Genomic DNA, 19,508 nt, shown 5'->3' with positions numbered 1-19,508 from the left:
GAGGGGGAGGCAACATGGGAACATATCGGATTGCCGTATTGCCGGGAGATGGAATCGGAAAAGAAGTAACAAAGGGAGCTGTCGAAGTTTTACAGGCAGTCGCTGCACGGTTTGACCATCAGTTTGAGTTTGTCTATGGATTAATTGGTGGAGAAGCGATCGATCAAACAGGAACACCGCTGCCGGCTGAAACGCTTGACATGTGCCGGCAAAGCGACGCCGTTCTTCTCGGAGCAGTCGGTGGTCCAAAATGGGATCAAAATCCTCCGCATTTGCGTCCAGAAAAAGGATTGTTAGCGATTCGCAAAGAGATGAATTTATTTGCTAATTTGCGACCAGTTAAATTTTATGCGAGTTTAGTCGATTCATCTCCGTTAAAAGCCGATATTATTCAAGATGTCGATTTGTTGATCGTCAGAGAGTTGACAGGCGGATTATATTTCGGAAAACCGAGTGGCCGACGAGTCGAAAACGGGGAAGAAACGGTTGTCGATACGCTTCTTTATAAACGGGAAGAGATCAAACGAATTATTATCACTGCGTTCGAATTAGCGAGAAAAAGAAAGAAAAAAGTCACATCCGTTGATAAAGCGAACGTCCTTGAATCGAGCCGGATGTGGCGCGAAATTGCCGAAGAAGTGGCGCGCGATTTTCCAGACGTCCAATTAGAGCATATGCTTGTTGACAATGCAGCGATGCAATTGATTCGCAATCCGAAACAATTTGATGTCATCGTGACGGAAAACATGTTTGGCGATATTTTAAGCGATGAAGCCTCGATGTTAACAGGATCGCTTGGGATGTTACCGTCGGCGAGCTTATCGACATCCGGCCCGAGTTTATACGAACCGATTCACGGATCGGCTCCAGACATTGCCGGGCTAAACAAAGCGAATCCGATTGCTACGATTTTATCGAGTGCGATGATGCTTCGCCTGTCATTTGGTCTTCATGAAGAAGCGGATGCGATCGAAAAAGCGGTGCAGCAAGTATTAACATCCGGCTATCGGACAGCGGATGTCGCTCAAAAAGGACAACGCATTGTTTCAACGAAAGAAATGGTTGATGAAATTAAGGCGGCGATCCTTGACGACGGAGCGATTTTGCATATTATGGCCGTCTACTCGTAAGGCGGAGATGTGATTCTAAATAAAAGTTGTGAAAAAATGTACAAACAATTGTTCAAAGAGAGGTGGAACGTGTGAAACCGAAAACAATTATCGAAAAAATTTGGGAAAACCATGTCGTTTACCGCGAAGAAGGAAAACCAGATTTATTATATATTGATTTGCATTTAGTGCATGAAGTCACCTCTCCACAAGCGTTTGAGGGATTGCGGCAAAAAGGGCGGAACGTGCGCCGTCCTGATTTAACGTTTGCGACGATGGACCATAATGTTCCAACGGTCAACCGCTTTGTCATTGAGGATGAAGTCGCCAAAAACCAAATTACTGCGTTGGAGAAAAACTGTCGGGAATTTTCGATTCCGCTTGCCGACTTATATAGCTCGGAGCAAGGAATCGTTCACGTCATCGGGCCAGAACTCGGATTGACGCAACCGGGCAAAACGATCGTCTGCGGCGATAGCCATACGTCCACGCACGGGGCGTTCGGAGCGCTTGCGTTCGGAATCGGTACGAGCGAAGTCGAGCACGTGCTCGCCACCCAAACGCTATGGCAACATCGTCCAAAAACGTTACAAATCCGTGTATCGGGTCGTTTGGGTGAAGGGGTAACGGCGAAAGATGTCATTTTAGCCATTATTCATCGCTACGGGGTAGATGTCGGAACGGGATATGTCATTGAATTTACGGGTGATACGATTCGTAACATGTCGATGGAAGAGCGGATGACGATTTGCAACATGGCGATTGAGGCGGGTGCGCGCGCTGGTTTAGTGAGCCCAGACGAAACAACATTTGAATATTTGCGCGGCCGAAAATATGCGCCAAAAGGGGAAGAGTTTGAAAAAGCGGTAGAGCGTTGGCGTTCGCTTGCTACCGACGAAGGGGCGGAATATGACAAAACGATTGAAATCGACGCTACGACGATCGCGCCGATGGTGACATGGGGGACGACGCCAGGAATGAGTGCACCAGTTGATGGAACGGTGCCATATCCGGAAGAGTTCGCGACGGAAACAGAGCGGAAAGCAGCGCAGCTTGCGTTGCAATATATGGGGTTGACACCAGGCATGTCGATTACGGACATTTCGGTGCAGCACGTGTTTATCGGGTCATGTACGAATTCGCGCATAAGCGATTTGCGGGCAGCAGCGGAAATTGTAAAAGGTAAAAAGGTAGCACCGGGCGTACGGGCGCTCGTTGTTCCCGGTTCGCAACAAGTAAAACAGAAAGCGGAAGAAGAAGGGCTGGCGCAAATTTTTATCGATGCCGGCTTTGAATGGCGCGATTCCGGCTGTAGCATGTGCCTTGGAATGAACCCGGATACAGTGCCAGAAGGAGAACATTGCGCTTCCACGTCTAACCGCAACTTTGAAGGGCGGCAAGGAAAAGGCGCGCGGACGCATTTAGTCAGTCCGAAAATGGCCGCTGCCGCTGCGATTTACGGCCGGTTTGTCGATGTGAGAAAGCTAGAGAAAGAAGCCGTTCGCTAAGGGGGAAGAAACATGCAGCCATTTACGATCCATACAGGAAAAGTTGCTGGGCTAGACCGAGCCAATATTGACACCGATCAAATTATCCCGAAGCAATTTTTAAAACGAATTGAACGAACTGGATTTGGGAAGTTTTTATTTTACGACTGGCGTTATCTTGCCGACGGAACGCCTAATCCTGCGTTTGAATTGAACCGTCCGGAAAATGAAGGTGCGACCATTCTTGTGGCAAATGAAAATTTCGGCTGTGGTTCTTCGCGCGAGCATGCTCCATGGGCGCTGCAAGATTACGGGTTTAAAGCGGTCATTGCTCCATCGTTTGCGGACATTTTTTACAACAACTGCTTAAAAAACGGGCTGCTTCCGATTCGATTGGATAAGCAAGCCGTCGATTATTTATTACAGCAAAGCAAACGTTCGGACTACGAATTAACGATTTCCCTTGAAGAGCAACGCGTCTATGACGAAACCGGGTTTGACCGGACGTTTGCGATTGACCCATACCGCAAGCAACTACTATTAAAAGGCTGGGACGAAATTGATTTGACATTTATGTATGAACCGTATATTGTCGAATATGAAAAGAAACAAGCCAACCTCGTGTGAATGAGGTTGGTTTTTCAACTTCACTGACGGTGATGATAAGATGAAAAAAAAGAATAACATTGTTCCATTTCCTAATTTACGAGAGCGACTGCTTGAAAAAGGGTGGGAAGCGTTACAAGCAAAACAGTACAAAACAGCGCTCCACTTTTTTTCGGAAGCGAACGAATTAAAAAATGATCCGGGAGTAGAATTGAGCATCGTCGTTTGCTTATTTGAACTTGGCGAATGGGAAGAAGCGAAAGATCGATGCCGGCGGTTGCTTGAAAAGAAAAAAGACGACATGCAACTGTTGCAAATGTATTTATCGATTTTGATTCAATTGCAGCAATATGATGAAATGGAAACGATGATCCGCCAAGCGGTTTCCAATCGCCTTCTTGCGCCTGCAACTCGCGATCATTTGCTGCAGTTGCTTCAGTTTATCGAAAAGATGCGGCACCGTTCGCAACCTGCTTTCGATGACAAAGACATTCGCCGGCTGTTGGAATCGAAGCGCTTGGACGATCAGCTGCAAGCGATTCACCAGCTCGAACATGAAGCGATCGCACCATTTTTGCCGATGATTCAATCGTATTTGCTGAAGGAGGACAATCATCCGATGGCGAAAACGATGTTGTTGCGGCTGTTGACCGTCCAACGCGTGAACGAACCGATGGCGATTTGTAAATTCGGACAGACGATAACGGTCATTCCTGCACATCTCGATGAAGCAGCGAAAACGGAATTTGCTACAAGTGTTTTGAAGCTGCTAGACCGTACGTTAACGGATGATAATCCGAGCTTGTATGAAATCGCTTCACACCTTTGGTATCGTTACGTATACGCTTTATATCCGTTCTCTCCGCTTCCAGCGTGCGTGGAACGATGGGCTGCTGCCTTACACATAAGCGCGTGTGAACTGCAAGGAATCGAGGAACAAAACGAAGAAATCGCAGAACGATACGGGGTGACGGTGAGCGAAATCGCGCCGCTTTGCAAAAAACTCTATGAAATAGAAAAAATTTCTTTCATTTAATTAGTCGTTTATATTGAAACATCGCTATTGTATGTTATAATATAATGGTTGTATTACGTATATCTTTGCATGATTACATATAAGCGACGATGATCGTGATCGTTGGACAAGCGCTCATGATCGAGATTGATTTTGTGTTGGAGGGAAAAGTATGGTAGCAAAATGGGAAAAGCTAGAAGGGAACGAAGGCGTTCTTACCGTTGAAGTAGATGCAGAAAAAGTAAGTGAAGGTTTGGACGCTGCATTCAAAAAAGTAGTGAAAAACGTGAGCATTCCAGGATTCCGCAAAGGAAAAATTCCGCGCGCCTTATTTGAGAAGCGTTTTGGCGTAGAAGTGTTATATGAAGATGCGTTGGATATTTTATTGCCAGAAGCGTATGCAAAAGCAGTAGAAGAAACGGGCATTGAACCGGTTGACTATCCGAAAATCGATGTCGAGCAACTAGAAAAAGGAAAAAGCTTAATTTTTACCGCGAAAGTGACAGTCAAACCAGAAGTGAAATTAGGCGAATATAAAGGGCTTGAAGTAGAAAAAGTAGACGCTATCGTGACAGAAGAAGATGTTGAAAACGAATTAAAACGCCTTCAAGAAAACTACGCAGAACTTGTCGTGAAAGAAGACGGCAAAATTGAAGAAGGCGACACAGCGGTCATCGACTTTGAGGGATTTGTAGACGGCGAGCCGTTCGAAGGCGGAAAAGCAGAAAACTATTCGCTTGTAATCGGTTCTGGCACGTTCATCCCTGGCTTTGAAGAGCAACTAATTGGATTAGAAGCAGGAGCAGAAAAAGATATTGAAGTGACGTTCCCAGAAGAATATCATGCAGAAGCGTTAGCAGGAAAACCAGCGGTATTCAAAATTAAAGTGCATGAAGTAAAAACAAAACAACTTCCAGCGCTTGATGATGAATTTGCCAAAGATGTAGAAGAAGATGTAGAAACGCTTGAGCAATTAAAAGAAAAAATCCGCACAAGACTACAAGAAGAGCGAAGCAAAGAAGCGGAAGCAGCCCTTCGTGATGCGGTCGTGGAAAAAGCGGCAGAAAATGCGGAAATCGATATTCCTGAAGCGATGATTAAAAATGAAACAGACCGCATGTTGCGCGAATTTGACCAACGCTTGCAAATGCAAGGTCTCAATTTGAACCTTTACTACCAATTCTCTGGCCAAGATGAAGCGGCATTGCGTGAGCAAATGAAAGAAGACGCGGAAAAACGTGTACGCATTTCGCTTACGCTAGAAGCGATTGCGAAAGCAGAGAACATTGAAGCAACAGACGAAGATGTAAACGAAGAACTTGAAAAAATGGCGGAAGCTTACAACTTGACGGTCGACAAAATTAAAGAACTTCTCGGCAGCCTTGATCTTGTGAAAGAAGATGTGAAATTCCGCAAAGTTGTCGACTTCCTTGTTGAACATAGCAAAGCGGCACAATAATCATATTGTATTTGTTGGAAACAATAAAGAACAAGGCGCGAGGTCTTTCGTGCCTTGTTCTTTCATACAATAAAGAATATAGTTGAGAATTTTCGAATTTTTCAAATATGCAACGATTTTTTTATTAGCATTTGTATCGCGAGTTATGATAAAATGACGAATACATAAGTTTGAACATGTAGTGTTGTACATACGGTGAGGGAATTTTTTTATAAGGGGTGAAACGATGTTTAAATTTAATGATGAGAAAGGGCAATTAAAATGTTCTTTCTGCGGCAAGACCCAAGACCAAGTCCGCAAATTAGTGGCAGGTCCTGGCGTATACATATGCGATGAGTGCATTGAGTTGTGTACGGAAATTGTCGAAGAAGAGTTAGGGAATGAAGAGGAGTTTGAATTTAAAGACGTTCCGAAGCCGAAAGAAATTCGCGAAATTTTAGATGAGTATGTCATTGGACAGGACGAAGCGAAAAAATCGCTTGCGGTTGCCGTTTACAACCATTACAAGCGGATTAATTCCAACAGCAAAATCGATGATGTGGAATTATCAAAAAGCAACATTTTGATGATTGGGCCGACAGGAAGCGGAAAAACGTTGCTTGCCCAAACGTTAGCGCGCATTTTAAACGTGCCGTTTGCGATTGCCGATGCTACGTCGTTAACGGAAGCTGGGTATGTCGGTGAAGACGTTGAAAATATTTTGTTAAAGTTAATCCAAGCTGCGGACTACGATGTGGAAAGAGCGGAAAAAGGGATTATTTACATCGATGAAATTGATAAAATCGCGCGCAAATCGGAAAACCCATCGATTACACGCGACGTATCTGGCGAAGGCGTTCAGCAAGCGTTGTTGAAAATTTTAGAAGGGACAATTGCGAGCGTTCCACCTCAAGGCGGTCGCAAACATCCGCACCAAGAATTTATTCAAATCGATACAACGAACATTTTGTTTATTTGCGGTGGAGCGTTTGATGGGATTGAGCCAATTATTAAACGCCGTTTAGGGAAAAAGGTAATCGGCTTCGGCGCTGAAACGCAACAAACAGAGGTTGATGAAAAAAATTTATTATCGAAAGTGTTGCCAGAAGATTTATTGAAATTCGGATTAATTCCGGAGTTTGTCGGTCGTCTCCCGGTCATTACGACGCTCGAGCCGCTTGATGAACAGGCGTTAATCGATATTTTAACGAAGCCGAAAAACGCAATTGTGAAGCAATACCAAAAAATGCTGGAATTAGACGATGTCGAGTTGGAATTTGAAGAAGGCGCATTGCGAGAAATTGCAAAGAAAGCGATTGAACGCAAGACGGGTGCACGCGGTCTTCGTTCCATCATCGAAGGAATTATGCTCGATGTCATGTTCGAACTTCCGTCGCGCGAAGATGTACAAAAATGCGTCATCACAGCGGAAACAGTGCGCGGCAATCAACCGCCTAAGCTGATCCGCCACGATGGCACGATCGTCGAACAAGAAAGAAAAACCTCAGCTTAACAAGAAAAGCGGAGGCGACTGGTTAGCTCTCGAAGCCAAACGTTCTTCCGACGAGAAGCGCTTTTTGCTTCGACGGAGGAAGGTTGTTTGGCCCAAGAGAGCTAGGAGCCGAAGCTAGACAAGAAAAGCGGAGAACGATCCTTGGCGAAGCCAAGGAAACATCCGACGGAAGCGCAAGCTTTCGACGAGACGTGCGTGCACGTCGACGGAGAAAGCGGACGCGGAGGAGGATGTTAGTTCGCAGCTAGACAAGAAAAGCGGAGGCGACTGGTTAGAGACTGTCTTTAAAAGAAGGCAGTCTCTTTTTGTTTATTCCTGCTTCTAGGCGGAGATACTATACGTACTACCTATTTTGAAGCAGGAGGATGTAAGTAGATGAACTGGACGAACATTGCTTTATTAGTACAGTTGTTTTTTGGGGTCATTATCGGCCTTTATTTTTGGAACTTGTTGAAAAGCCAGCGGGTGCAAAAAATATCGATCGATAAGGAATCACGCAAAGAAATGGAGCAGCTGCGCAAATTGCGCTCTATTTCGTTAACGGAGCCGCTCGCTGAAAAAGTAAGACCGAAACATTTTGCCGACATCGTTGGACAAGAAGACGGCATTAAAGCTTTAAAAGCGGCATTGTGCGGTCCAAACCCGCAACATGTGATCATTTACGGTCCTCCAGGAGTGGGAAAAACAGCTGCTGCTCGGCTTGTATTAGAAGAAGCGAAAAAAAACCCGCTTTCCCCATTTAAAAAGAACGCTGTTTTTGTTGAACTAGATGCGACAACAGCGCGCTTCGACGAACGTGGCATTGCCGATCCGCTGATCGGTTCTGTTCACGATCCAATTTATCAAGGAGCGGGAGCGATGGGACAAGCCGGGATTCCGCAACCGAAGCAAGGGGCAGTGACCCATGCACACGGAGGGATTTTATTTATTGATGAAATCGGGGAGCTGCATCCGATTCAAATGAACAAGCTATTAAAAGTGCTTGAAGACCGAAAAGTATTTTTCGAAAGCGCTTATTATAGCGAAGAAAATCCGCAAATCCCGACACACATTCACGATATTTTTCAAAACGGTCTTCCGGCAGATTTCCGGCTTGTCGGGGCGACGACAAGAACACCGAACGAAATTCCTCCGGCGATTCGTTCTCGCTGTTTAGAAGTGTTTTTCCGTGAACTTGACCAAGAGGAAATCGCTCTCATTGCCCGCAAAGCCGCGGAAAAAGTGAGGCTGAACGTGTCCGAAAACGGCATTCGTACGCTTGCTTCGTACGCGCGAAACGGTAGGGAAGCCGTCAATTTAATGCAAATTGCCGCTGGACTCGCCATTTCCGAAAAACGCGACATCATTCTCGATCAAGACATCGAATGGGTGATTCACTCGAGCCAATTGTCGCCGCGATATGAAAAGAAAATTAATCACACGTCGCTCGTCGGATTTGTGAACGGGTTAGCTGTGTACGGGCCGAACACAGGGGCGCTGCTCGAAATCGAAGTGACGGCATTGCCGGCGAAGGAAAAAGGAATAGTCAACATTACCGGAATCGTTGAAGAAGAAAGCATCGGTAGCAGAGAAAAATCGATCCGCCGCAAAAGTATGGCACGTGGCTCGATTGAAAACGTCATTACCGCGTTGCGGGCGATGGGAGTGCCGGCTGACGAGTACGATATTCATGTGAATTTTCCGGGGGGAGTGCCTGTTGACGGACCATCTGCAGGCATCGCCATGGCGGCCGGTATTTATTCTGCCATTTACCGCCTGCCGATTGATCGAACGATCGCCATGACCGGAGAGATTAGCATCTATGGGTATGTCAAGCCAGTCGGCGGCATTTTTCCGAAAGTAAAAGCAGCGAAACAAGCAGGGGCGAAAAAGGTACTCATTCCAGCGGAAAACATGCAGTCGATGTTGCGGAAAATCGATGGAATCGAAGTCATCCCTGTCGAACGGATAGAAGACGTGCTAGCCATTGTTTTTGAACAGAGCAGGAACGATGTAATTCCCGCTGCCGTGGATCAATCGGAAACAAAGCTCGTGTAGCGCCCCATCCACGACTTCGGCTATCGTTATGTCGAAGTCGATTTTTCATTTACAGAAATGTTTCGTAAACATGCACCCCGAATAGGGCATTTTATGTCGTAGAATTTTACAAACATGCCGCTGTACTATACAATAGACGAATAGAAGACGAAGTATGGAGGTGCTCGTGATGGCGAGAAAGAAAGAGATGATCGTCCCTCTCCTCCCGCTACGAGGTTTGCTCGTATTCCCAACGATGGTATTGCATTTAGATGTTGGCCGGGAAAAGTCGATTCAAGCGTTGGAAAAAGCGATGGTGGAGGATCATACGGTGTTGCTTACATCTCAAAAAGATGTTTCCGTCGATGAACCGAATGTCGCAGATTTATACGAAATGGGGACGTTGGCGCGTGTCAAACAACTGCTAAAGCTCCCGAACGGAACGTTTCGCGTATTAGTCGAAGGGGTTGCGCGCGCGAAAATGGTGGAAACGGTGGGCGACGACCCGTGTTTTATGGTGAAGGCGGAGATATTCGCAGACCGAGCCGCAAAAGATTTAGAAGACGAAGCGCTAAAGCGGACGATGCTGGAATATTTTGAGCAATACATACATTTATCGAAAAAATTATCGAACGATATTTTTGCGTCCATCGCTGATATCGATGAACCGGGCCGCATGGCGGATATTATTGCCTCGCATTTGCCGTTAAAGTTGGAAGGAAAGCAAGAAATATTGGAAACGGTCGATATAAAAGAACGCGTGCATAAAATTATTCAAATTCTCCATAACGAAAAAGAAGTATTACAGCTTGAGAAAAAAATTAGTATGCGCGTGAAACAATCAATGGAGCGAACGCAAAAAGAGTATTATTTGCGCGAACAAATGAAGGCGATTCAAAAGGAATTAGGCGAAAAAGAAGGAAAAACCGGCGAAATTGAAACATTGAAAGAAAAGATTGAAGCCGCCGGGATGCCAGAACATGTCAAAGCGACCGCGCTAAAAGAACTAGAACGCTACGAAAAAGTGCCGACAACTTCCGCAGAAAGTGCCGTCATTCGCAACTACCTTGACTGGCTGTTGGCGCTTCCGTGGACGAAACAGACGGAAGACCTTCACGATATTAAACGGGCGGAAGCGATTTTGCACGAGGAGCATTACGGATTAGAAAAAGTGAAAGAACGGGTGCTCGAATATTTAGCGGTCCAACAGTTAACGAACTCGCTAAAAGGCCCGATTCTTTGCCTTGCTGGTCCTCCGGGAGTAGGAAAAACATCGCTCGCTCGCTCAATTGCCAAATCGCTGAACCGCAACTTTGTCCGCGTATCATTAGGAGGCGTGCGTGACGAATCAGAAATTCGTGGTCATCGCCGAACGTATGTCGGAGCGATGCCGGGGCGAATCATTCAAGGGATGAAAAAAGCTGGCACGATTAACCCAGTCTTTTTGCTCGATGAGATTGATAAAATGTCGAACGATTTTCGTGGCGATCCGTCTGCCGCGCTTCTTGAAGTGCTCGATCCGGAACAAAATCATGCGTTTAGCGACCATTATATTGAAGAACCGTACGATTTATCGAAAGTGATGTTTATCGCCACTGCGAACAACTTAGCAACGATTCCGCGCCCATTGTTGGACCGAATGGAGATTATCACAATTTCTGGGTATACAGAAGTCGAAAAATTGCATATCGCTAAGCAACATTTGCTTCCAAAACAAATGAACGAACACGGCTTGAAAAAAGCGAGTTTGCAAATGCGCGATGAGGCGATATTACACGTTATTCGTTACTATACGCGCGAAGCAGGGGTGCGCGAATTAGAGCGGCAATTGGCGTCCATTTGCCGCAAAGCGGCTCGTTTGATCGTGTCAGAAGAGAAAAAACGCGTCGTCGTGACGGAAAAAAATTTAGAAGAGTTTTTAGGAAAACGAAAATATCGCTACGGGCAAGCGGAATTGCAAGACCAAGTAGGGGTGGCGACAGGACTGGCATATACCCCATTTGGTGGCGATACACTCTCGATTGAGGTGTCGTTATCGCTGGGGAAAGGAAAATTGGTTCTTACTGGAAAATTAGGGGACGTTATGAAAGAGTCGGCGCAGGCAGCATTTAGTTATGTTCGTTCCCGAGCAGAAGAACTTGGAATAGAAGCGGACTTTTACGAAAAATATGATATTCATATTCACGTTCCAGAAGGAGCGATTCCGAAAGACGGTCCTTCGGCAGGGATTACGATGGCGACCGCCCTCATTTCAGCGTTAACTGGGCGACCGGTGAGCCGGTTTGTCGGCATGACGGGGGAAATTACGCTGCGTGGTCGCGTGTTGCCGATCGGCGGAGTAAAAGAAAAAACGTTAAGCGCGCATCGGGCGGGATTGAAAAAAATCATTTTGCCAAAAGAAAACGAAAAAGATTTAGATGATATTCCTGAGATTGTGAAAAAAGATTTGCAATTCGTTCTTGTTTCGCATTTAGACGAAGTGTTACAACATGCATTGGTAGGGGAAAAAGAATGAAAATTACTGCAGCAGAAATTACGATCAGTGCCGTAAAACCAGAACAATATCCAGAAGGTGATCGACCAGAGTTTGCGCTCGCCGGACGCTCGAACGTCGGCAAATCATCGTTCATTAATAAAATGGTGAATCGGAAAAACTTAGCACGTACATCATCCAAACCTGGAAAAACACAAACATTAAATTTTTATCTCATTAATGAATCGTTTTATTTTGTCGATGTCCCAGGCTATGGATTCGCCAAAGTGTCCAAACAAGAGCGGCAAGCATGGGGAAAAATGATGGAAACGTATTTCACGACGAGGGAGCAGCTAAAAGCAGCGGTACTCGTGGTCGATTTGCGCCATCCGCCGACGAACGATGACTGCATGATGTATGAGTTTTTAAAGCATCATGCCATTCCGACGATTGTCGTAGCAACAAAGGCGGATAAAGTGCCGAAAGGAAAATGGCAAAAGCACCAAAACATCGTTCGCGAAACGTTGAACATGGCAACGGAAGACGAACTCATTCTTTTTTCCGCCGAAACAGGACAAGGAAAAGACGGGGCTTGGAGCGCGTTGCAGCGGATGATGTAACGAAAAAACACCAGTCGATGGCAAGACTGGTGTTTTTGTATGGATTATTTCTTTTTGGCAAATAATATGTATACGCCTAAAAGGATAAAAGTAAGTGGCCAAAATTTCCAAATGAAAGAAATGCTCGTTTCAATGATATGAAAAACGTGGGCAAAGCGTTCCGAGAATAGCATCACAAACGCCAACGCGAAAAACAGTAAACTTTGCATAAGTCCGGTCTTCATTTTCCGTGAACTGAGCAAAAAAGCGAGGGCGACGATGAAAAATAAGACACCCGTTTCGTTCGGCCAGCTTTTCCATAATTGAATCAATAGGAAATGAATACCAAAACCAAACAGCACAATTCCAGAAAAAATATGTTGGTATTCACGGGCGGAGTACGCTTGTCCGAGCAGCGCCGCTCCGAAAATGACAAATAACGACGGCCATCCTTGGAAAATTTTTAAAAAAGGAAGCGAAAGCTGGCTCTCTAAAAAGTACAATCCTAAACCGACCAACACAACTCCGGAAAAAATCCCATTCTTTTTCACTCGTTTCTCCCCATTTCTACATGAACTTCGCTTGATGGAAGGTGTGTTTTTTGCTATGGTACATATAAGAAAAGCGCAAAGCGCCCGCCTATCGGCGAAGAGCGCACAAGCCCCACCGAGGAGGCTCAGCCCAAGCAAAGCTTGGGCTTGCGTGGGATATTTCAAAGAAGTGAATTCAGCGTGTCGCCGCCGAAAGAAGGGGCGGAGCGACTCGAGCCGATGGCGCTTGGAGCTAGACATGAATCCGAAATTTTATACTTTCTTATCTTTTTGAGAAAGGATTCTGTTTAAAAGTTTATCATATAGGTTCAAATTGTGTTCACATTTTTTTGTTTATGTCGCACATATACATGCTATAATATAGTGAGATTACTATGTACTTTTGGTTGAGGGGGTATAGGGAAAGTGCATATTCTTGTCGTTGGCGTGAACTATAAAACCGCCCCTGTCGAAATTCGTGAGAAGTTGACTTTTAGCGAATCGGAACTGGTCGAAGCGATGAAAACGTTGAAGCAGCAAAAGAGCATTTTAGAAAACGTCATTATTTCTACATGTAACCGTACAGAAATTTATGCTGTTGTCGACCAAGTGCACACTGGGCGTTATTATATAAAAACATTTTTGGCAGATTGGTTTCATATCGAGAAAGACTCGCTCGCCCCTTATTTAAAAATTTTAGAGAACGAAGCGGCGGTAGAGCATTTATTCCGCGTGGCCTGTGGTCTTGACTCGATGATTTTAGGCGAAACGCAAATTTTAGGGCAAGTGCGCTCAAGCTATCTTTTGGCGCAAAATGAAAACACAATTGGCACGGTATTTAAACAGCTATTTAAACAAGCGGTGACGCTGGCAAAACGCGCTCATTCGGAAACAGAAATCGGCTCGAACGCGGTATCCGTTAGCTATGCAGCAGTAGAATTAGCGAAAAAGATTTTTGGTGATTTATCAGCGAAACACGTATTGGTGCTCGGGGCAGGGAAAATGGGGGAATTGGCGCTCCAAAACCTTTACGGAAGCGGCGTGAAAAAAGTGACGGTCATCAACCGGACGTTTGAGAAGGCGCAACATTTGGCTGAGAAATTTTCTGGAAGCGCCAAATCGCTTTCCGAATTGCAATGCGCCCTTGTCGAAGCGGACATTTTAATTAGCTCTACCGGCGCAAAAGAGTATGTTATCACGAAAGAGATGATGGTGCACATCGAAAAAATGCGCAAAGGCCGTCCGTTGTTTATGGTCGATATCGCCGTTCCACGCGACTTAGATCCAGCGCTCGCCGAGCTCGAAAGCGTCTTTTTATATGACATTGACGATTTAGAAGGGATCGTTCAAGCGAATTTGGCGGAGCGGAAAAAAGCAGCGGAACAAATTGAAATCATGATTGAAGCCGAATTGGTTGAATTCCAACAATGGCTTCATACGCTCGGCGTCGTTCCGGTCATTGCCGCCCTTCGCGAAAAAGCGTTGGCGATCCAAGCGGAAACGATGCAAAGCATCGAACGGAAACTGCCACATTTATCGGAACGTGACCGTAAAGTATTAAGCAAACATACGAAAAGCATTATTAATCAACTGTTGCGCGATCCGATCTTACGGGCGAAGGAATTAGCAGCAGAGCCGAATGCGGAAGAAGCGCTCCGGTTGTTTGCGAAAATTTTTAACATTGAAGAGGCTTTGCAAACGTCGAAACCGACGAAAGATGATGGTGAGCGCTCGGTTGTCCCATCTCTACAGTCATAAGAGAGGAATTTTGCGAATGTTGGAGATGAATCTCACACGGTTGTACGAGCTGTCTGTGCTGTTATATGCATTGTCTGTTTCTCTCTATTTTATAGATTTTTTGCATCATAACCGGAAGGCAAACCGCATCGCCTTCTGGTTACTTTCTATTGTCTGGGTTTTTCAGACGGCTTTTTTCTTGTTTCGCATTGTCGAAACGAAGCGGTTTCCGATTTTGACAATGTCGGAAGGTCTTTATTTTTATGCATGGGTGCTCATTACATTGTCGCTGGCGATTAACCGGTTGTTGCGCGTTGATTTTATTGTGTTTTTCACGAATGTGCTGGCATTTTTTATATTAGCGCTGCATACGTTTGCGCCGATTCGTCAGCCGTCGGAAGCGGCGGCGGAAAAACTTATTTCCGAGCTGCTCATGATTCATATTACGATGGCGATTTTAGCATATGGGGCGTTTTCCCTTTCATTTGTGTTTTCTGTTTTATATATGATCCAATACCATTTGTTGAAACAAAAAAAATGGGGAAAACGGTTATGGCGAATGGCGGATTTAACAAAATTAGAGAAAATGTCGTACGTTTTAAATTTAATCGGATTGCCTATGTTGTTATTAGGGCTCATTCTTGGCGTGATTTGGGCTTATATAAAAATCGAGCATTTCCATTGGTATGATGCGAAAGTGTTAGGGTCGTTTTCCGTTTTACTTGTTTATAGCGTGTATTTTTATAAACGAGTTGTCCAAGAAATGTACGGAAAAGCGCTCGCGCTTTGGAACATCGGCTCGTTTTTATTTTTGCTTGTCAACTTTTTCTTATTTGGTAGCTTATCGAAGTTTCATTTATGGTATTCATAATGGAGGAAGAAACGATGCGAAAAATTATCGTCGGTTCGCGGCGAAGCAAACTAGCTTTGACGCAAACAAACTGGGTGATTGCGAAATTGAAAGAACTTGGAGCGCCGTTTGAGTTTGAAGTGAAAGAAATTGTGACAAAAGGCGACCAAATTTTAAACGTCACGTTATCGAAAGTTGGCGGAAAAGGATTGTTCGTCAAAGAAATTGAGCAGGCGATGCTTAACGAAGAGATTGATATGGCCGTTCATAGTATGAAAGATATGCCGGCTGTATTGCCGGAAGGGCTCATGATCGGCTGCGTGCCAAAGCGCGAAGACCATCGCGATGTGCTCATTAGTAAATCTCGCGTTTCGTTTGCCAACCTTCCGAGCGGAGCGGTCATTGGAACGAGCAGTTTGCGCCGTTCTGCCCAGCTACTGGCGCAACGTCCGGATTTAGAGATTAAATGGATTCGCGGCAATATTGACACAAGGTTGGCGAAGTTGGAAAACGAAGGGTATGACGCGATCATTTTAGCGGCGGCCGGTTTGCGGCGGATGGGCTGGGCGGATGAAACAATTACGGAATATTTGCCGACGGAACTTTGTCTTCCAGCTGTTGGACAAGGGGCGTTAGCGATTGAATGCCGCGAAAACGATGCGGAATTGTTAGAATGGTTGCGAGTATTAAACGACCGCGAAACGGAGCGGGCGGTGTTGGCGGAACGCGCCTTTTTACAGAGAATGGAAGGTGGTTGTCAAGTGCCAATCGCTGGTTATGCTTATGTCAACGACAAAGATGAAGTCGTTTTTACTGGGCTCGTTGCTTCACCGGACGGAAAAGAATGCTACAAAGAAACCGCTATCGGTACAGATGCCGAACAAATTGGCAAAACAGTAGCGGATCGTCTCGTTCAGCTTGGCGCAAAAGCGTTGATCGACCGGGTTAAAAAGGAGCTTGGTGCGTAATGGAGCGGCTTCCGTTGTACGGCAAAACGGTGCTTGTTACAAGAGGAAAAGAACAGGCGCATGTATTTTCCGATAAGCTGAAACAGGTCGGAGCTCGCCCTGTGGAAATTCCGCTCATTTCTGTTTCAGCGGTGACGGAAACAAAGGAAATAGAGGAATGTGTTCGCGACTTGTCTCGCTATGACTGGCTCGTGTTTACGAGCGCCAACGGGGTTCGCTTTTTCTTTACATTTGTTAGCGACATAATGCCGCTGCCGAACGTTGCTGTCGTCGGCAAAAAAACGGCGCTTGCTTTAGAGAAAAGAGGTATAAGGCCAGCCGTTGTTCCCGACGAATTTGTTGCGGAAGGATTGGCGGAAGCGATGAAATCGCTCGTGAAGCCGAATGACCGCGTCTTGTTAGTGAAAGGAAATTTGGCGCGTCCGACATTGAAAGAAGCGCTTGTTCAGTTAGGCGCAGACGTGACCGACCTAGTCGTGTATGAAACAAAAATGAACGAAAGTGGTAAAGAACAACTGCTTGATTTGTTAAAAAAACGGGCGCTCGATGTAGTGACATTTACAAGCTCGTCAACGGTCGAAAGTTTCATGAACATGTTGGATGGAATTGAATGGCGACCGTTGTTAGCACATTGCGTCATTGCCTGCATCGGTCCGATTACGAAACAAACAGCGGAGCAATTCGGATTGCGTGTACATATTTGTCCTGAGCAATATACGATTGATGATATGATAAAAGCGATGGAAACATTTTTTCAGATGGAGGGAAATAAATGAGCAGATGGCAATTTGATCGCCACCGCCGGTTACGGCAAAGCGCGAATTTACGTGCGATGGTGCGTGAAACACATCTTCACGTCGAAGATTTGATTTATCCGATTTTTGTGATCGAAGGAGAACATGTCAAGCAGGAAATTCCGTCCATGCCGGGCATTTACCAGTTTTCGCTTGACCGGTTGAATGAAGAAGTTGCAGAAGCGGTTGACCTCGGCATTAAGTCGGTCATCGTTTTCGGTATTCCAGCGGAAAAAGATGAAGTCGGTTCACGAGCGTATTGTGAGCACGGCATCGTCCAACAAGCGATCCGGCAAATAAAACAAACGTATCCAGAGCTTGTCGTGATTGCGGATACGTGTTTATGTGAATATACGAGCCACGGCCATTGCGGCGTCGTCGAAAACGAACAAGTGTTGAACGATCCGTCGCTTGAACTGCTTGTGAAAACGGCGGTAAGCCAAGCGAAAGCAGGCGCGGATATTATCGCTCCTTCCAACATGATGGACGGCTTTGTGACCGCGATCCGCCAAGGATTAGATGAAACGGGATTCGCGCACGTGCCGATTATGTCGTATGCGGTGAAATACGCGTCCGCGTTTTACGGACCGTTCCGCGATGCAGCCAATAGCGCTCCGCAGTTTGGCGATCGAAAAACGTACCAAATGGACCCGGCAAACCGGCTGGAGGCGTTTCGCGAAGCGGAATCGGATGTGCGCGAAGGCGCGGATTTTATTATGGTAAAACCAGCGCTTGCGTATTTAGACATTATTCGCGATATGAAAAACCATTTCCATCTTCCGATTGTCGCTTACAATGTAAGCGGAGAATATGCAATGGTGAAAGCAGCGGCGCAAAATGGTTGGGTAAACGAAAAGCAAATCGTGATGGAAATGTTAATCGGCATGAAACGGGCAGGCGCGGATTTAATTTTAACGTATTTTGCCAAAGACGTCGCTCGTTGGCTACAAGAATAGGGGGATTTCGATGCGATACGAACGTTCCAAACAAGCGTATGAAGAAGCAGTTCGGCTATTGCCGGGCGGGGTGAACAGCCCAGTTCGCGCGTTTAAATCGGTGAAAATGGATCCGATTTTTATGGCGCGCGGTAAAGGCTCGAAAATTTACGACATTGATGGCAACGAATACATCGATTATGTTCTTTCTTGGGGTCCGCTTATTTTAGGACATGCGAATGACCGTGTCGTCGCGGCGCTGAAAAAAGTCGCGGAAAACGGGACAAGCTTCGGAGCGCCGACGTTAATCGAAAATGAATTGGCGAAGCTTGTGATTGAACGGGTGCCATCGATTGAGATTGTACGGATGGTCAATTCCGGCACGGAAGCGACGATGAGTGCGTTGCGTTTGGCGCGCGGCTATACGGGACGCAATAAAATTATCAAATTTGAAGGCTGTTATCACGGCCACGGCGATTCGCTGCTCATTAAAGCTGGTTCTGGCGTGGCAACGCTTGGATTGCCGGATAGCCCAGGCGTTCCAGAATCGGTGGCGCAAAATACGATTACCGTTCCTTACAACGATTTAGAAAGCGTCAAATATGCGTTTGAGCGGTTTGGAGAAGATATTGCCGCGGTCATTGTCGAACCGGTCGCTGGAAACATGGGGGTTGTTCCGCCGCTTCCAGGATTTTTGCAAGGACTTCGGGACATTACGAACGAATACGGGGCGCTGTTGATTTTTGATGAAGTAATGACTGGCTTCCGCGTCGATTATCATTGTGCCCAAGGTTATTTCGGAGTGACGCCTGATTTAACGTGTCTTGGCAAAGTCATTGGTGGCGGTCTACCGGTTGGTGCATACGGCGGTCGCGCGGACATTATGGAACGGATTGCGCCAAGCGGTCCCATTTATCAAGCAGGTACATTATCAGGCAACCCACTAGCAATGACAGCTGGCTATGAAACGCTTATCCAACTAACGCCAGAAACGTACGAACAGTTCCGGAAAAAAGCGGATCGGCTCGAAGAAGGATTGCGCCAAGCGGCGGAAAAATACGGCATTCCGCATACTGTTACCCGCGCGGGTTCGATGATTGGCTTCTTCTTTACAAACGAAGCAGTCATTAACTACGAAAAAGCGAAAACATCTGATGTAGAGATGTTTGCGGCCTATTACCGCGAAATGGCGGAACAAGGCATCTTCTTGCCGCCATCCCAGTTTGAAGGAATGTTTTTATCAACGGAGCATACGGATGAAGACATCGAAAAAACGATCGAAGCAGCAGAAAAAGCGTTTGCGAAACTAAAGGGATAATGAATGATGGCCATGTGCAATGTGCGCATGGTCATTTTTTATTCATATTCTGTTTCCGCCGCTCATACATTGATAATGCCATTGAAAAGTTTGGCCGAAAAGGGCGGAAGGAGGAGGCTT

16 protein-coding genes are annotated in these 19,508 nt (G+C 45.9%); 15 read left to right on the top strand and 1 reads right to left on the bottom strand.

All coding sequences use genetic code 11. The features are described 5' to 3' along the window. Positions 1-14: 14 nt before the first annotated feature. The 9 genes from leuB to yihA all read left to right on the top strand — a co-directional run bounded on the left by leuB (position 15) and on the right by yihA (position 12,277). Positions 15-1,130 (top strand): 3-isopropylmalate dehydrogenase, encoded by a 1,116-nt coding sequence (gene leuB, locus M4I42_RS04275; RefSeq protein WP_268851008.1) that lies wholly within the window; start codon positions 15-17, stop codon positions 1,128-1,130. Positions 1,131-1,201: 71 nt separating this feature from the next. Next, complete coding sequence (leuC, locus tag M4I42_RS04270; protein ID WP_268851007.1) at positions 1,202-2,617, top strand: 3-isopropylmalate dehydratase large subunit; 1,416 nt, start codon at positions 1,202-1,204, stop codon at positions 2,615-2,617. Positions 2,618-2,629: 12 nt separating this feature from the next. Further along, positions 2,630-3,223: a 3-isopropylmalate dehydratase small subunit gene (gene leuD, locus M4I42_RS04265; RefSeq protein WP_268851006.1), complete on the top strand. Its 594-nt coding sequence runs from the start codon at positions 2,630-2,632 to the stop codon at positions 3,221-3,223. A gap of 40 nt (positions 3,224-3,263) precedes the next feature. After that, complete coding sequence (locus M4I42_RS04260; RefSeq protein WP_268851005.1) at positions 3,264-4,238, top strand: tetratricopeptide repeat protein; 975 nt, start codon at positions 3,264-3,266, stop codon at positions 4,236-4,238. Between the two features lie 151 nt (positions 4,239-4,389). Then, positions 4,390-5,676 carry a trigger factor gene (gene tig, locus M4I42_RS04255; RefSeq protein ID WP_268851004.1) on the top strand — a complete coding sequence of 429 codons (1,287 nt, stop codon included), beginning with the start codon at positions 4,390-4,392 and terminating at the stop codon, positions 5,674-5,676. 226 nt (positions 5,677-5,902) lie between these two features. Further along, positions 5,903-7,168 (top strand): ATP-dependent protease ATP-binding subunit ClpX, encoded by a 1,266-nt coding sequence (clpX, locus tag M4I42_RS04250; RefSeq protein WP_268851003.1) that lies wholly within the window; start codon positions 5,903-5,905, stop codon positions 7,166-7,168. A 375-nt stretch (positions 7,169-7,543) separates the two neighbouring features. Next, positions 7,544-9,205 (top strand): ATP-dependent protease LonB, encoded by a 1,662-nt coding sequence (lonB, locus tag M4I42_RS04245; RefSeq protein ID WP_268851002.1) that lies wholly within the window; start codon positions 7,544-7,546, stop codon positions 9,203-9,205. Positions 9,206-9,374: 169 nt separating this feature from the next. Then, positions 9,375-11,699: an endopeptidase La gene (lon, locus tag M4I42_RS04240; RefSeq protein WP_268851001.1), complete on the top strand. Its 2,325-nt coding sequence runs from the start codon at positions 9,375-9,377 to the stop codon at positions 11,697-11,699. After that, positions 11,696-12,277, top strand: a complete 582-nt coding sequence (yihA, locus tag M4I42_RS04235; RefSeq protein ID WP_268851000.1) for a ribosome biogenesis GTP-binding protein YihA/YsxC — start codon at positions 11,696-11,698, stop codon at positions 12,275-12,277. The genes lon and yihA overlap by 4 nt, the downstream gene beginning before the upstream one ends. A gap of 44 nt (positions 12,278-12,321) precedes the next feature. Here yihA and M4I42_RS04230 read toward each other — a convergent pair whose 3' ends face one another. Beyond that, positions 12,322-12,807, bottom strand: a complete 486-nt coding sequence (locus tag M4I42_RS04230; protein ID WP_268850999.1) for a LiaI-LiaF-like domain-containing protein — start codon at positions 12,805-12,807, stop codon at positions 12,322-12,324. Between the two features lie 405 nt (positions 12,808-13,212). On the opposite strand from M4I42_RS04230, the gene hemA reads away from it, so the two are divergent. Genes hemA through hemL form a run of 6 tightly spaced genes read left to right on the top strand, consistent with a single transcriptional unit; the run spans position 13,213 to position 19,388 of the window. Beyond that, positions 13,213-14,544 carry a glutamyl-tRNA reductase gene (hemA, locus tag M4I42_RS04225; protein ID WP_268850998.1) on the top strand — a complete coding sequence of 444 codons (1,332 nt, stop codon included), beginning with the start codon at positions 13,213-13,215 and terminating at the stop codon, positions 14,542-14,544. 16 nt (positions 14,545-14,560) lie between these two features. Beyond that, positions 14,561-15,394 carry a cytochrome C assembly family protein gene (locus M4I42_RS04220; RefSeq protein ID WP_268850997.1) on the top strand — a complete coding sequence of 278 codons (834 nt, stop codon included), beginning with the start codon at positions 14,561-14,563 and terminating at the stop codon, positions 15,392-15,394. A 14-nt stretch (positions 15,395-15,408) separates the two neighbouring features. Continuing rightward, a complete protein-coding gene (gene hemC / locus M4I42_RS04215; protein WP_268850996.1) occupies positions 15,409-16,341 on the top strand; it encodes a hydroxymethylbilane synthase in 933 nt (310 codons plus the stop codon). Then, positions 16,341-17,117, top strand: a complete 777-nt coding sequence (locus M4I42_RS04210; protein WP_268850995.1) for a uroporphyrinogen-III synthase — start codon at positions 16,341-16,343, stop codon at positions 17,115-17,117. Before hemC ends, M4I42_RS04210 begins: the two co-directional genes overlap by 1 nt. Continuing rightward, complete coding sequence (gene hemB, locus M4I42_RS04205) at positions 17,114-18,091, top strand: porphobilinogen synthase (RefSeq protein WP_268850994.1); 978 nt, start codon at positions 17,114-17,116, stop codon at positions 18,089-18,091. Before M4I42_RS04210 ends, hemB begins: the two co-directional genes overlap by 4 nt. 10 nt (positions 18,092-18,101) lie before the next feature. Then, positions 18,102-19,388, top strand: coding sequence for a glutamate-1-semialdehyde 2,1-aminomutase (gene hemL / locus M4I42_RS04200; protein WP_268850993.1), 1,287 nt, complete (start codon positions 18,102-18,104; stop codon positions 19,386-19,388). The last annotated feature ends 120 nt before the right edge of the window (positions 19,389-19,508 follow it).

The organism is Anoxybacillus sp. J5B_2022 (genome assembly GCF_026847645.1).
GTDB lineage: Bacteria > Bacillota > Bacilli > Bacillales > Anoxybacillaceae > Anoxybacteroides.
This window is presented reverse-complemented; position numbering and strand designations above follow the sequence as displayed.